The organism is Pseudonocardia oceanicola, assembly GCF_047200735.1.
Lineage (GTDB): Bacteria > Actinomycetota > Actinomycetes > Mycobacteriales > Pseudonocardiaceae > Pseudonocardia.
Map to the genome: position 1 here is coordinate 158032 of NZ_JBJZON010000001.1, position 14988 is coordinate 173019.

Below are 14988 nucleotides of genomic sequence, written 5' to 3' on the forward strand. Positions count from 1 at the left end.
GCCCCTTGATCCGTGGAGCGTCGCGTCGTCGTGAGTACCGCAGCCGCCACCCGTCCCGTCGTCCTGCTCGCGGAGAAGCTCGCGCCCTCCGCGGTGGAGATGCTGGGTCCGGACGTCGAGATCCGCCACGTCGACGGCACGGACCGTGCCGCGCTGCTCGCGGCCCTCGCCGATGCCGACGCCCTGCTCGTCCGCTCCGCCACCAAGGTGGACGCCGAGGCGCTGGCCGCGTCGACCCGGCTCAAGGTCGTCGCGCGCGCCGGGGTCGGTCTGGACAACGTCGACGTGCCCGCCGCCACCGCCCGCGGCGTCATGGTCGTCAACGCCCCGACCTCCAACATCGTCTCCGCCGCCGAACACGCCATCGCGCTGCTGCTCGCCACCGCCCGGCGCATCCCGCCGGCCGACGCGAGCCTGCGTCAGGGCCAGTGGAAGCGCAGCCAGTTCGGCGGCGTCGAGCTGCAGGGCAAGACCGTCGGCGTGGTCGGCCTCGGCAAGATCGGCCAGCTCGTGGCGCAGCGCCTCGCGGCGTTCGACGTCCGGCTGGTCGCCTACGACCCGTACGTCGCCCCGGCGCGCGCCGCCCAGCTGGGCATCGAGCTGCTCTCGCTCGAGGACGTGCTGCGGGTGTCGGACTTCGTCACGATCCACCTGCCGAAGACCCCGGAGACCCTGGGCCTGATCGGCAAGGATCAGCTCGCGCTGACCAAGCCGGGCGTGATCATCGTCAACGCCGCACGCGGCGGGCTGGTCGACGAGGACGCGCTCGCCGAGGCGGTCCGCTCCGGGCACGTCGGTGGCGCGGGGATCGACGTCTACGTCTCCGAGCCCACCACCTCCAGCCCGCTCTTCGAGCTGGAGAACGTGACCGTGACCCCGCACCTGGGTGCCTCGACCGCCGAGGCGCAGGACCGCGCGGGCACGGACGTGGCGAAGTCGGTGCAGCTCGCCCTCGCCGGCGAGTTCGTGCCCGACGCCGTCAACGTCCAGGTCGGCGGCGCGGTCGGCGAGGAGGTCCGGCCCTGGCTGCCGCTGGTGCAGAAGCTGGGGACGGTGCTCTACGCCGTCGCCGGCCGGGTGCCCACGTCCGTCACGGTCGACGTCGCGGGCGAGCTCGCCTCCGAGGACGTCTCGGTGCTGTCGCTGGCCGCCCTGCGCGGCGTGTTCACCCACGTCGTCGAGGACCAGGTCACGTTCGTCAACGTCCCGGCGCTGGCCGCGGACCGCGGCGTTTCGGTCGAGCTGACCACCGCCCCGGAGAGCGAGAACCACCGCTCGGTCGTGCAGCTGCGCGCGGCGATGCCCGACGGCGAGGCGATCACCGTCTCCGGCACGCTCACCGGCCGCGCCCAGGTCGAGAAGCTGGTCGAGGTCAACGGCCGGCACTTCGACCTGCGTGCCGAGGGCGAGGTCCTGCTCCTCGAGTACGCCGACCGCCCGGGCGTGATGGGCCGCGTCGGCTCGCTGCTCGGCGAGGCCGCGGTCAACATCGAGGCCGCGCAGATCAGCCAGACCACCGACGGCACGGACGCGATCATGCTGCTCCGCGTCGACCGCGCGGTCGACCCGGGCGTGCTCGAGCCGATCGGCGCCTCCGTTGGTGCCCGCACCACACGCCTGATCAGCTTCGACGACTGACCCAGACCCGGACGAACGGCACTCTCGCTCACGAGAAGGGAGCGAGAGTGCCGTTCGTGCGTCGTGGAGCTCACGGAGTTCGCTCACTCCTGGTGAGCGAGAGCGCCGTCGGTGCGTCCGGGGGCGGTCAAGCGGGCCGCTCATGATCACACCCGCCCGTGTACGAACCGCTCACCCGATGCGGTGCGCCCCCCTCGGATCGGCGATCACCCAGCGTCGGCCGATCTAGGTTCTGCTCCGCCGCACCGCGTCCGTCGGTCGGTGGAAGGGGTGGTCGGTGCACGGCGCGCGGTGGCGGAGGGTGACCTGTCTCGGCGTCGCGGGGCTGACGGCCGCGCTGCTCCTGCTCACCGCCGGCCCGGCTGCCGCGCTGGAGGGATCGCAGGCGAGCACGTCCACCCTGCACACCGTCTTCGTCGAGTTCGACGACACCTCCGCCGTCGCCGACTACACCTCGGCCCTGCCACGGGGCCGGGACGTCGCCACCCAGGTCGCCGTGGAGACCCGGGCCCGCATCGACTCGAAGATCTCGGGCCTGCTCGGCGGGCTGCGCGGCACCGAGAGCGAACGGGAGCTCTACCGCACCACCAACGCCGTCCCGGGAGTGGCGATCCGGGCCGACGCCGCCACCGCCGCCCGCCTCGCGCGCCGCCCGGGCGTGCGCTCGGTGCGCCGGATCACCGACGCCCGGCCCAGCAACGCCTCCGCCGACCAGCTCGGCCGCGCCCTGCAGACCTGGCAGGACACCGGCCGGCTCGGGCGCGGTGTCCGCATCGGCGTCGTCGACACCGGCATCGACTACACCCATGCCGACTTCGGCGGCGCCGGCACCGTCGCCGCGTACGAGGCCGCCCGCGGCGGGCGCGGCACCTTCCCCACGGACAAGGTCGTCGGCGGCATCGACCTCGCGGGCGACGCCTACGACTCGGCCGGCACGAGTCCCGCCCGGACCGTCCCGCGGCCGGACGACGACCCGCTGGACTGCGAGGGCCACGGCACCCACGTCGCCGGCACCGCAGCCGGCTTCGGCGTGAACGCCGACGGCACCACCTTCCGCGGCGACTACGGCCGGCTCGGCCCCGACGCGCTGGACGCGATGCGGATCGGCCCCGGTGCCGCCCCGCTGGCCGAGCTGTACGCCATCCGCGTGTTCGGCTGCTCCGGCGCCACCGCGCTCACCCCGCTCGCCCTGGATCGGGCCCTCGACCCGAACGGCGACGGCGACTTCGCCGACCGCCTCGACGTCGTCAACCTCTCGCTGGGCTCGGACTTCGCCCCGGCCGACGACCCGGTCAACGACTTCGTGCAGGAGCTGATCGACCACGGGGTCACCGTGGTCGCCGCGGCCGGCAACGGCGGCGACGTCACCGACGCCGCCGGTGCCCCCGCCACCGCCCCCGGGGCCATTGCCGTGGCGAACGTCCGGGACGCCGGCGTGCTGCTCGACGGCGCCGACGTCGTCGCACCCGAACCGCGGCGGGTCACCGGCCAGTACAGCGTCGACTTCCGCGGCACCCCCGACGCGACCGGCGACGTCGTCGCCCTGCCCGCCGCGAACGCCGAGGGATGCGCGCCCTTCTCGGGGGTCGCCGGCAAGATCGTCTGGCTCGAGTGGCCGGAGGGCGACGGAGCCCGCGGCTGCGGCTCCGCGGTCCGCGCCGACCACGCCCAGGCCGCCGGTGCGGCCGGGGTGCTGCTGACGTCGGAGGCCCCTGAGCCGGGCGGCGTGGGCATCGCGGGCAACGCCACCGTGCCGATGTTCCAGCTCGACGGGCCCTCGACCGCCGCGCTCCGCCCCGCGGTGCAGGCGGGCACGCTGCGCGTCCACCTCGACGGAACGCTGGCCCAGACCGCATCCGTGCAGGTCCCGGGCATCGCGGACACCATCAGCGAGAGCTCGGCCCGCGGCGGGCGCGGCCCGGGGGTGAAGCCGGACGTCGCGGCGCCGGGGGAGTCGATCGTCTCCGCAGCGGTCGGGAGCGGGGCCGGGCGGGCGAGCAAGACCGGGACCTCGATGGCCAGTCCGTTCGTCGCCGGCGTCGCGGCCCTGGTGCGGGAGGCGCACCCGGAGTGGTCGCCGGCGCAGGTGAAGGCGGCCATCGTCACCACGGCCGCCGACGTCCACGGTCCGGCCGGGCACCTCATGGCGCCGATGCGGGTCGGGTCGGGCCGGGTGGACGCCCGCGCCGCCCTCGACCCGCCCGTCCTCGCCGCCGACGTCGAGGAACCCGGTGCGGTCGGCATCGCGTTCGGCGTGGTCGAGGTCCCGGCCGCCCGGACCGTCACGCTGACGAGAACGCTGCACGTCAGCGGGGCGGGGACTCCGGTGGCGCTGCGCTACGAGCCGATCACCGCGATGCCCGGCGTCACGATCGCGCTGGAGCCCGCGCAGGTCGACGGCCCCGCGGACGTCACCGTCCGGCTCACCGCGCAGGCCGACGCCCTACGGAAGACGCTCGACCCGACCATGGCCGCGACGCAGGGCGGGCGGGCGCGCCAGTTCGTCGCCGACGCGTCGGGCCGCATCGTGCTCACCGCGGACGGCCGCGAGGTGCGCGTCCCGGTGACCTCGGCGCCCAAGCCCGTCGCGCGGCTGACCGCGACGCTCGCGGGCGGCGACGTCGTGCTCGCCGGGACCGGGGTGGACCAGGGGAGCGGCGCGCAGGCCTACCGCTCCCGGGCCGGGGTGTTCCGGCTGCTCGCGACCAGCCCGCGGCTGCCGCGCTGCCGGCCCGGCCTCGCGATCGGCTGCGTCGCCAACGACACGGGCCAGGGCGGCGACGTCCGGTGGGTCGGCGCGGCCCGCTCCGGTGACACGATCGGGATCGCCCTGTCCATGTGGGGCGCGCTGCCCGACCTCGGCGCGACCACCGTGCCGACCGTCGGGTTCGACGTCGATGCCGACGGCACGGTCGACCGCGCGGTCGGCCTGGTGAAGCAGCCCGGGACGGACGTGCTGGTCGCCCAGGTCCTGGACCTGGGCGACGCGACCCCGGACGGGTACGCGGAGGTCGACGCGCAGCCGGTCAACGGGTGGGCGGGCGACACCGACACGAACGTCTTCGACACCGACACCTGGGTGCTGCCGGTGCGGTTGTCCGCGCTGGGCATCGACCCCGCCGCCGGCTCCGCGCCGCTGCGGATGCAGGTCGTGGTCGAGGGCGACTACGGCCCGACGGATCTCGCGAACCCGGGCGCCGAGCCCGTCGCGCCCGTCGACGTCGTCGACGTCCCGGAGCCGTGGGACCCGCTGGCCGAGCCGGCATCGACCGCGCCCCTCCTGCGGCCCGCCGACGCCGGGACCCGCCTCCCCGCCCCGGCCGGGCCGCTGCTGGTCGTGCTGCCGCAGAACGCGAGCGGGGCACACGCGGCCGCGCTCGACGGGCCCGCCCCGGCCGGGCCGACCGGTGCACCCGCTCCCGCCCGCGGGCTCGGCACCGCCCCGCTCGCCCCGGCTGCTGCTCCATCCGGGTGACGACGGGTGCCCGGCAAGGGACCCGCCGTCGGCCGCTCCCGGCCGGGGGCGCACAATCTGACCCGCCCGGGGGAGTGTCGACCCGGACCACCGGTGCCGGTGGGCACGACTTCACCGCCCGGGGCGACCCCGAAGGAGTGGACGGTGGCCGGCCGCCGCCGCTCCAGCGGGTAGCGTTCGATGGCCGCCCGATCGCACGTCGTGGTGGGGCGTACCGAGAAAGGACATTTCGCAGCATGCGCCTTGCGGTCATTCCCGGCGACGGCATCGGGCCGGAGGTCATCGACGAGGCCCTGAAGGTCTTGACCGAGGTCTCCCCGGACGTCCAGACCACCACCTACGACCTCGGCGCGGCCCGGTGGCACTCCACCGGTGAGCTGCTGCCCGAGTCCGTCCTCACCGAGCTCCAGCAGCACGACGCCATCCTGCTCGGCGCGGTCGGGGACCCGTCGGTGCCGAGCGGGATCCTCGAGCGCGGCCTGCTGCTCCGCCTCCGTTTCGAGCTCGACCACCACGTGAACCTGCGCCCGGCGCGGCTCTATCCCGGGGTCCGCGGCCCGCTCGCCGGCAACCCCGAGATCGACATGGTCGTCGTGCGCGAGGGCACCGAGGGCCCGTACGTGGGTACCGGCGGCCTGCTGCGCAAGGACACCCCGCACGAGGTCGCGACCGAGGTCAGCACCAACACCGCGTTCGGGATCGACCGCGTCGTGCGGGACGCGTTCGCGCGCGCCGAGCGCCGCCCGCGCAAGCATCTGACCCTGGTGCACAAGACCAACGTGCTGACCTTCGCCGGCGCGCTGTGGTCGCGGATCGTGGAGGAGGTGTCGCTGGAGCACCCGGACGTGTCGGTCGCCTACCAGCACGTCGACGCCACCACGATCCACATGGTCACCGACCCGAGCCGGTTCGACGTGATCGTCACCGACAACCTGTTCGGCGACATCCTCACCGACCTCGCGGCGGCCGTGACGGGTGGCATCGGCCTCGCGGCCAGCGGCAACCTCGACGCCAGCGGCCGCAACCCCAGCATGTTCGAGCCGGTGCACGGCTCGGCGCCGGACATCGCCGGCCAGGGCATCGCGGACCCGACCGCCGCGGTGCTGTCGGTCGCGCTGCTGCTCGACCACGTCGGCCAGCGGGACGCCGCCCGCCGCGTCGAGGCCGCCGTCGCGTTCGACCTCGCGACCCGCGACCACAGCGCGACCGGGCACACCCAGGCGATCGGCGACCGGCTCGCCGCGCTGGTGTCCAGCCGCACCGCGGAGCCGGCCCGCAGCGAGGCCTGAGCACGAGCCACGACGGCCCGGCACCCGGTCTGGGGTGCCGGGCCGTCGGCGTTCCCGCGACGACGCCGACGGCGGCGAACGAAGGAGCGGTCACCCGACCGGGGAGACCGCTTCGATCCCCGTGACGGTGAAGTCCCGCTCGGCTCGCCGCAGCAGGCAGAACGACCGTAGCCACGGGCCGTAGAGCTGCAGCGGCACGATCCCGCGGGCGGTCCGGTTGCCCGCGGCGTTGCGGTAGGTGACGAAGACGGCGTGGCGGTGGTCCAGACCGTCGGCCAGGAGGGCGAGCTCGGCCGAGTCGAGGTGCGGGCCCAGGCGTTCCAGCTCGCGATAGGTGGCCGACCGGTCCGGTGTGCTCCCGCTGAGCAGGCGCGCGGCCACCTCCGCGGCGTCGGCCCGGCAGATCGTGTCGGCCGCCTCGCCCGGGTCTGCAGCCGGCTCCGCGTCCCTCGGCCCGGCCGGTGGACCGACGGCGGGCAGGGCGATGACGGGCAGCTCGACGGTCCCGTCGGCCGCGGCCGGCATCGGGGCGAAGCCCGCCTTGCGCAGCTCCGCCAGGACGGCGTCCCGCGGGGCGGTGCAGGCGAGGACGGTCGGAGCGAGGGCCCGCAGCCCCAGCGTGCGCAGCGCCCGGGTGTGCAGGATCTCCCGGAGTTCGGCCTCGGCACCGGTCAGGCAGGTGAGGCCGCCGCCGACCAGCACCGAGCCGTGGGAGCGGGCGACGTCGGAGATCAGGTAGTCGAGCGGCTGGGGCACGCCCGGCCCGAGGCCGCCTCGAGCTCGCGTCGCAGGGCGTCGGCCGTCCAGCCCGCGTCCATCGCGGCGCGGATGCCGGCCGCCGAGAAGCGCCACGTGGTGGCCGCACCGGCGCTCTCGGGCGTGGCGGCGGCACCGAGCACCCGGACGGCGCCGGCGGGGGGCTGGCCGGAGGTGATCGCGGACAGGTCGGACTGCAGGACCAGGGCACCGGCGGGAGTGAGCAGCAGGTCCGCCGCCTGCTCTTCGACCTCGTCCGGTGCGGCGACGAGTGCCTCGCCCAGCGCGGTGAGCCGGTCGCCGTGGACGACGCCGAGCAGCTCGGCCTCCCGCAGCGTGGCCGTGACGACCTCGGTGAGCGGGTCCGCCTCGTCGTCCGGGGCGAGGAGAGGATCGGGATCGAGGCCGTGCAGCGGGCAGAACCAGTCGACCGCCTTCGCGGCGGCCTCGAGGGAACGCCCACCCGCGGCCGCGCGAAGCAGGGCCCGGCGGACCGCCCCGCCCGTGCTCAGCACGGGGACCGGAGGCGCGATCTCGTCGGCCCCGACACCACGGACGGTCGGTGTGTGCTCCAGGCGCCACCAGCAACGGGCGAGCTCCGCCCAGCGGTGCCCCGCGGCTTCCTCGCGCCGGCGGGCGTAGCCGGAGGAGGTGCCGTACCCGGTTCCGCGCGGGGAGAGCAGCCCGGCCGCGAAGGCGAGGTCGATCCACAGCGTCGGCTCGGGGACGCCGAGCTTCTGCAGACGGGTCCGTTCGCGGACGCCGATCCCGCCCTTCTTCAGCCCCGCGAGCGGGGCACGCTCGGCGTGGTCCAGGAGGGTGGTGATCGCGAGCAGCGCGGCCTCCGCGGCCGACCGGCCGTCGTCCGGGGCGGCCGGCGCCGCCGGGAGCTCCGGCCTGCCGGCCAGGGCGGGCAGGCCGAGGAGACGCAACTCGGTCGCGACCTCCCGGGGGATCTCGCCGGCTCCGCCCGGTCCGGGGAGCACGAGGCCGCTCTCCAGTGCGGCCTGGCTGCGGAGGCTGCGCCCGAGCGCGCCGCCGAAGACCAGGCCGTCGCCGTCGAGCAGATCGACCACGGCGGAACGGAGGGGCTCGGGCAGAGCGGCGAACCGCTCGGCGACCGCGGCGGGGTCGGCCAGCCGCTGCTCGAGGAACGCGACCTTGTCGAGCTTGCGCAGGGGCTGCGGGTCCCCGCCGAAGGCCCGCACCGCGAGGTTCAGCTCGTCGGACCGTACGTGGCGGGCGATCACCGCCACGGGACGGAAGGCGGCGGGGTCGGCGCCGAGCGCGTCCGCGAGCCGGGGCGGGAGCCCGAGCCGGCCGTCGTCGGTCCGGAAGGCGAGCCCGTGGTCGAGCAGCTCGGTCACGATCGCGGCCACCAGCCCGTCCGCGCCGTGCAGCCGCGCCATGACCTCGGCCTCCGTCGGGGCACCGAGCCACGCGATCACCTGCGCGACGAGCAGTTGGTCGCGGGTCATCCGCAGCCGGGCGGATGCGAGGGACTCGACGCCGTCCAGCCGGTCGGCCAGCTCCTCGAGGTCCCGCGGGGCGGGCTCGACGAGCGTGTCCGGCCGGTTGCGCAGCAGTGCGGCGAGGCGTTCGGCGTCCAGGCCCGCGAGGTGGCGCGCGTGCAGCATGAGGTCGATCGCACCATGGGCGGGCGGCCGAGGGGCCGGGCGGGGTGCCCGGCCCCGCGCCGTCACACGACCTTCTGGACCCCGCCCACCAGGATCGTGACTCCCGCCTGCGCGAAGTTGGCGAGGTCCTCGTTGGCGGCCGTGCCCTCCGGGCCGCCCATCGCCGCCTGCATCGCCTCGGCCGACGGCCAGGTCAGGGTCGCGACCAGGTGGTACTGCGGCGCCGAGCCGTCGGGGCCGGGACCGGGCCGGACGATGGTGTAGGACTCGAGGTCGGGCATCTTCGAGGCCAGCGGGGCGTGCACCTCGTCGTAGTGCTTGTCGAAGGCCGCGGGGTCCGCGGGCGGGTGGTACAGGACGGTCAGTGACACCGACACGAAGGGTCCTCCGGGAGGTACGGGCCGCGGACACCGGCGTCCGCGACGTCGTCCTCATCATGGGAGCGATCACATCGGCGCGACAGGATATCTCACGATGTGGGACGGACGTGTGACATCGCGGGACGCCCGGGGCAGACTGCCGAGCGTGCGCCTCACCAGCGTGATCATTATCTGCCAGCGCGTCGGCAGCTCAGGGCCCTGACGGATCGCCCGAGCCGACGCGCAGACCTCTCGCACCCGCGGGGGGTCTTTTTTGTTGCCCCATCACCCCACGGAGAACCCGGATGTCCCGCACCACGCCCGCCGGCACGCCCCTCGGCGACGCCTTCCACGTCTACGACACCACCCTGCGGGACGGGGCACAGCGCGAAGGCATCTCGTACTCCGTCGCGGACAAGCTCGCCGTCGCCCGGCACCTCGACACCCTCGGCGTCGGGTTCGTCGAGGGCGGGTGGCCCGGGGCGCTGCCGAAGGACACCGAGTTCTTCGCCCGCGCCGCGGCCGGGGAGTTGCGGCTGCGGCACGCCGTGCTCGTCGCGTTCGGGTCGACCCGCAAGGCCGGGGTCCGGGCCGAGGCGGACCCGCAGGTCCGCGCGCTGCTCGACGCGCAGGCACCCGTCGTCACCCTGGTGGCCAAGTCGGACCGCCGGCACGTGGAGCGCGCGCTGCGCACGGACGTCGCCGAGAACTGCGCGATGGTCGCCGACACCGTGGCCTTCCTGCGGCGCGAGGGCCGGCGGGTGTTCGTCGACGCCGAGCACTTCTTCGACGGCTACCGGTTCGACCCCGACACCGCGCTGCGGGTGCTCGACGCGGCCATGTCCGCGGGCGCCGACGTCGCCGTGCTGTGCGACACCAACGGCGGGATGCTCCCGCTCGGCCTGGCCGAGGTGGTGCGCGAGGTCGCCGACCGCACGGGCTTCCGGCTCGGCATCCACTGCCAGGACGACACCGGCTGCGCGGTCGCCAACTCCGTGGCCGCGGTCCAGGCCGGGGCCACGCACGTGCAGTGCACGGCCAACGGCTACGGCGAGCGGACGGGCAACGCCGACCTGTTCGCCGTCGTCGGGAACCTGGCGACGAAGCTGGACATGCCGGTGCTGCCGTCGCTGTCGGAGCTCACCCGCGTGTCCCACGCGCTGGCCGAGATCGCCAACCTCGCGCCGGACACACACCAGCCCTACGTCGGGGCGTCGGCGTTCGCGCACAAGGCGGGGCTGCACGCGAGCGCGATCAAGGTCGACCCGGAGCTGTACAACCACATGGACCCGGCCGAGGTCGGCAACGTGCAGCGGGTGCTGGTCACCGAGATGGCCGGCCGGGCGTCCGTGGAGCTCAAGGGCGCCGAGCTCGGGCTGGACATGGCGGGCAGCCCCGAGGCCGTCTCCGCGGTCGTCGGGACGGTGAAGGAGCGTGAGGCGCAGGGCTGGTCCTTCGAGGCCGCCGACGCCTCCCTCGAGCTGCTGATGCGCGGGGCGCTGGGCGAGGAGTCGCCGGTGCCGTTCGCGCTCGAGTCGTACCGGGTGATCATCGAGAAGCGCGCGGGGGCCGACGCGGTCGCCGAGGCCACCGTGAAGCTGCTGGTCGACGGCGAGCGGCTGATCGCGACGCGGGAGGGCAACGGGCCGGTCAACGCCCTCGACGCCGCCCTGCGCGCCGCGCTGGAGCCCTCCTGCCCGTGGCTGGCCGAGGTGGAGCTCTCGGACTACAAGGTCCGCATCCTGACGCCCGGCGGCTCGGCCGGCACGCACGCGGTCACGCGGGTGCTGGTGGAGAGCAGCGACCACCGCGGCGAGTGGACGACGGTCGGGGTGCACTCCAACGTCGTCGAGGCCAGTTGGCTGGCGCTGGTCGACGCGCTGGCCTTCGCCGCCCTCCGCACCCGCACACCCGTGGTGGTGTGACGGGTCGCGGGTGGTGTGCCGAGCGGCCGGCGGTGTGGCGGCCATGGCGGTGCGGAGGGCAGGTGGCGCGGAGGGCAGGTGGTGCGGAGGGCAGGTGGCGCGGAGGGCAGGTGGCGCGGGGCGGCAGGTGGCGTCCCGCGAGAGCGGAACCTGATCCGCGGGTGTCGCGAAGTGCCGTCACACCCCCGCCGTCTCCTGCACCGGGGCCTGCGGCCGTCGGGCCCAGCCGGGGGCGTGCTCGGGCAGCAGGCCCAGCCCGAACAACCGCGCCGGGACGATCTGCAGCTTCGGGTGGCGCTGCACGAAGCGGACCGCCGGCGGCAGCTCGGCCGCCGGCGCAACCGGGGCGTCGGGGTCGACCTCGAGCGCCGCGCCCAGGATCACCCGGTGCGCCCCGCGCTGGACGGCCTGGAGCAGCGCCGTCGGCAGCCAGCGCCGGGCCTGCACCCGGGCGAGCCGCGCCGGGGAGACCGGGCCCGACCGCAGGGCCGGCCCGACGATCCGGGCCGCGGCGACGGCGTCGGCCACCGCGAGGTTGATGCCGACCCCGCCGACCGGGGACATGGCGTGCGCGGCGTCGCCGACCAGCAGCAGACCGGGCCGGAACCAGCGGCGCAGCCGGTCGAGGCGGACGTCGAGCAGCGAGACCTCGTCCCAGCTCCGCAGCGCACCGACCCGGTCCGTGGTCCACGGGATCAGTCGTGACAGGCGGGTGCGCAGGGTGTCGATGCCCTTCGCGCGCAGGTCCGCGTCGCCACCCTTGCGGATCAGGTAACCGCACTGCCAGTAGTCGCCACGGTCGATCATGACGGCGATCTGCCCGCGGCTGAAGCGCCCGACGCCGCCGACGGGATCGCCCTCGACACGCGGCAGCCGGAACCACTCGACGTCGAGCGGCGCGCCGAACGCCCGGCTGCGCAGCCCCGACGCCTCGCGCACGGTGGAGCCGCGCCCGTCGCAGCCGATGGTGAGCGTGGCCTGCAGGGTGTGCTCCTCGCCGGTGACCCGGTCCCGCCAGTGCACGCCGGTGACCCGGTCCGCGTCGGTGAGCAGGCCCGTGACCTCGGCGTTGCGCACCAGGGTGAAGGTGGGCTCCTCCTCGGCGGCCGCGGCGAGCAGGTCCAGGAAGTCCCACTGCGGCGCGAGCGCGATGTAGGGCCGCGGGTGGTGCAGCAGCGTGAAGTTCCCGATCTGCACGGTGCCGCCGTCGAGCATCGCCGTGACACTGTCGATCCGGCGGTGCGGCATCGCGTCGAACCGCGCGCCGAGGCCCAGCTCGTCGAGCAGTTCGAGGGTCGAGGGATGAACGGTGTCGCCGCGGAAGTCCCGCAGGAAGTCCGCGTGCTTCTCGAGCACGGTGACCTCGACGCCCGCCCGGGCCAGCAACAGCCCGAGGACCATCCCCGCGGGACCGCCACCGACGACGCAGGCGGTGGTGCGGTCATTATTCATCATGTGTTGAAATGTACGCCGGTTCGGGTCCGGGCGCCAGGGATACCCTGGCTGCACCATGAGTACAGTTCGCGTCCGCTTCTGCCCGTCGCCCACCGGGACCCCGCACGTGGGCCTCATCCGCACCGCCCTGTTCAACTGGGCGCACGCCCGGCACCACCGGGGCACCTTCGTCTTCCGGATCGAGGACACGGACGCGCAGCGGGACAGCATCGAGTCGTACGAGGCGATCCTCGACGCGCTGCGCTGGCTCGGCCTCGACTGGGACGAGGGCCCCGAGAAGGGCGGCCCGCACGGCCCCTACCGGCAGAGCGAGCGGCGGGACTCCTACCGCGACGCCCTGGGCCGGCTCGTGCAGGCCGGCGAGGTCTACGAGTCGTACTCCACCCCCGAGGAGATCGAGGCGCGGCACCGTGCGGCCGGCCGGGACCCCAAGCTGGGTTACGACAATGCCGACCGCGACCTCACCGAGGAGCAGAAGCAGGCCTTCCGGCTCGAGGGCCGCAAGCCGGTCTTCCGGCTGCGGATGCCGGACCGCGACATCACCTTCACGGACCTGATCCGCGGCGAGATCACGTTCAAGCAGGGCCAGGTGTCGGACTTCGTGCTCGCCCGTGGTGACGGCACCCCGCTCTACCCGCTCACCAACCCGCTCGACGACGCGTTGATGGACATCACGCACGTCCTGCGCGGCGAGGACCTCCTCTCCTCCACCCCGCGGCAGATCGCGCTGCTCGAGGCGCTGCAGCGGGTCGGCATCGGCAACGGCCCGTTCGTCTACGCGCACCTCCCCCTGGTGACCGGCGAGGGCAACCGCAAGCTGTCCAAGCGCGACCCCGAGTCGAACCTCTTCCACTACCGCGAGCGCGGCTTCGTGCCCGAGGGCCTGCTCAACTACCTCGCCCTGCTCGGCTGGTCGATCGCCGACGACCGGGACGTCTTCTCCCTCGACGAGATGGTCGCCGCCTTCGACGTCTCCCGGGTGTCGGCGAACGCGGCCCGCTTCGACCTCAAGAAGGCCGAGGCCATCAACGCCGCCCACCTGCGTGCGTTGGAGCCGGCCGACTTCGCCCGGCGCCTGGTGCCCTACCTGTCGGCCGAGGGCGTCGCCGTCTCCGGCGACGACCCGGTCCTCGCCGCCGCCGCGCCGCTCGTGCAGGAGCGCAGCCAGGTGCTGTCCGACGCCGCCCGCATGCTGCGGTTCCTCTTCGTCGCCGAGGAGGACTTCGTGCTCGACGCCGACGCCGCCGCCAAGACGTTGGGTCCCGACGCCGTACCGGTCCTCGCCGCGGCCGTGAAGGGGCTGGAGCAGGTCGAGGACTGGAGTGCGGCGGCCATCGAGGAGTCGCTCAAGGCCTCGCTGGTCGACGGGCTGGGCCTCAAGCCCCGGAAGGCCTTCGGGCCGGTGCGCGTCGCCGTCAGCGGGCGGACCGTGTCGCCGCCGCTCTACGAGTCCATGGAGTTGCTCGGCCGCGACCGCTCCATGCGGAGACTGGGGGGTGCCGTGCAACGCGCGGAGGGCGTGGTCTAGAGTCTTCTCTGCAAGGGACGCGGACACCGGAACTGCTCCGGCAGCCCGCCGGTGCGCGTGTCTCCTTGGGGTATGGTGTAATTGGCAGCACGACTGATTCTGGTTCAGTTAGTCTAGGTTCGAGTCCTGGTACCCCAGCGGAAACGTGAGTTTCCTGCCGCGGCCCCGTCGTCTAGCGGCCTAGGACGCCGCCCTCTCAAGGCGGTAGCGCGGGTTCAAATCCCGTCGGGGCTACTCGAAGGTTCCCGTCCCGGTTCGCCGGGGTGGGTGTCTTCGCTGGTAGGAGCAGTGCTCCTGCCGAGTTCGAAGTCGTTCGGTGTTGTTCTGGGCCCCGTCGTCTAGCGGCCTAGGACGCCGCCCTCTCAAGGCGGTAGCGCGGGTTCAAATCCCGTCGGGGCTACTCGGAGATCCCCATCCCGGTTCGCCGGGATGGGGATCTCCGCATTTCTCGGGAATTTCGCGAATGGGGCTCGTCGGCCGGCCCGCGGGGGCGGTTCGGCCCGTTCCTGCCGTGCGGGGGAAGGCGCGCTGGTGGGGTGGATCGGGCACCGGGAACGCCTCCGAGAGAACACCGGCGTTCTCCGGCCGCCGGTGAAGAACAGGCGTGCTCAGCAGGTCGGGCGCCGGGCGAGACGAACCTCACGTCCGCCGAGGCTCGCGCCTCCCGGCGAGGTCGGACGACGTGTGGTCGGCCGGGGGTCGCGGACGCTCGGGGATCGTGCGCCGCGCTGTCAGCGGGGGTCGGGGACGCTCGGAGGTCGTGTACTGCGCGGTGGGCGGGGTCGGGGACGCTCGGGGGGCGTGTGCTGCGCGGTCGACGTCGCCCGGCCTTCCGCGGTCGAGAGCAGCGGGGAGATCGGCGGTGATCGGTGTTGTGGTGCGGTGGGGGCAGCGTGTGCAGCTCTAGCTGCACGCAGCTGGTGATC

Annotated in this window: 9 protein-coding genes and 3 tRNA genes; 8 read left to right on the forward strand and 4 right to left on the reverse strand. The window is 74.5% G+C overall.

Annotation, left to right across the window (positions count from 1 at the left end; translation table 11 throughout):
- Positions 1–30 precede the first annotated feature (30 nt).
- From serA to ACL02T_RS00730, 3 genes are all read left to right on the forward strand, one after another.
- Complete coding sequence (serA, locus tag ACL02T_RS00720; protein WP_412828643.1) at positions 31–1638, forward strand: phosphoglycerate dehydrogenase; 1608 nt, start codon at positions 31–33, stop codon at positions 1636–1638.
- 301 nt (positions 1639–1939) lie between these two features.
- Positions 1940–5113 carry a S8 family peptidase gene (locus ACL02T_RS00725; protein WP_412828644.1) on the forward strand — a complete coding sequence of 1058 codons (3174 nt, stop codon included), beginning with the start codon at positions 1940–1942 and terminating at the stop codon, positions 5111–5113.
- A gap of 236 nt (positions 5114–5349) precedes the next feature.
- Complete coding sequence (locus tag ACL02T_RS00730) at positions 5350–6402, forward strand: 3-isopropylmalate dehydrogenase (protein ID WP_412828645.1); 1053 nt, start codon at positions 5350–5352, stop codon at positions 6400–6402.
- Positions 6403–6492: 90 nt separating this feature from the next.
- Here ACL02T_RS00730 and ACL02T_RS00735 read toward each other — a convergent pair whose 3' ends face one another.
- The 3 genes from ACL02T_RS00735 to ACL02T_RS00745 form a co-directional block, all read right to left on the reverse strand.
- Positions 6493–7158 carry a hypothetical protein gene (locus ACL02T_RS00735; RefSeq protein WP_412828646.1) on the reverse strand — a complete coding sequence of 222 codons (666 nt, stop codon included), beginning with the start codon at positions 7156–7158 and terminating at the stop codon, positions 6493–6495.
- Entirely contained in the window at positions 7134–8795 is a 1662-nt protein-coding gene (locus ACL02T_RS00740) for a helicase-associated domain-containing protein (RefSeq protein ID WP_412828647.1), read from the reverse strand. Before ACL02T_RS00740 ends, ACL02T_RS00735 begins: the two co-directional genes overlap by 25 nt.
- A 62-nt stretch (positions 8796–8857) precedes the next feature.
- Positions 8858–9172 carry an EthD family reductase gene (locus tag ACL02T_RS00745; RefSeq protein WP_412828648.1) on the reverse strand — a complete coding sequence of 105 codons (315 nt, stop codon included), beginning with the start codon at positions 9170–9172 and terminating at the stop codon, positions 8858–8860.
- Positions 9173–9459: 287 nt separating this feature from the next.
- Here ACL02T_RS00745 and cimA point away from each other — a divergent pair, with 287 nt between their 5' ends.
- Positions 9460–11079: a citramalate synthase gene (gene cimA, locus ACL02T_RS00750; protein WP_412828649.1), complete on the forward strand. Its 1620-nt coding sequence runs from the start codon at positions 9460–9462 to the stop codon at positions 11077–11079.
- A gap of 177 nt (positions 11080–11256) precedes the next feature.
- On the opposite strand, the gene ACL02T_RS00755 is transcribed toward cimA, so the two are convergent.
- On the reverse strand, positions 11257–12534 hold the full coding sequence (locus ACL02T_RS00755; RefSeq protein WP_412828650.1) for an FAD-dependent oxidoreductase: 1278 nt from the start codon (positions 12532–12534) through the stop codon (positions 11257–11259).
- 55 nt (positions 12535–12589) lie between these two features.
- Here ACL02T_RS00755 and gltX point away from each other — a divergent pair, with 55 nt between their 5' ends.
- From gltX to ACL02T_RS00775, 4 genes are all read left to right on the forward strand, one after another.
- Positions 12590–14062 (forward strand): glutamate--tRNA ligase, encoded by a 1473-nt coding sequence (gltX, locus tag ACL02T_RS00760; RefSeq protein ID WP_412828651.1) that lies wholly within the window; start codon positions 12590–12592, stop codon positions 14060–14062.
- Positions 14063–14128: 66 nt separating this feature from the next.
- Positions 14129–14200: transfer RNA gene (locus tag ACL02T_RS00765), tRNA-Gln, on the forward strand.
- Positions 14201–14223: 23 nt separating this feature from the next.
- Positions 14224–14296, forward strand: a tRNA-Glu gene (locus ACL02T_RS00770).
- A gap of 93 nt (positions 14297–14389) precedes the next feature.
- Positions 14390–14462, forward strand: a tRNA-Glu gene (locus ACL02T_RS00775).
- The last annotated feature ends 526 nt before the right edge of the window (positions 14463–14988 follow it).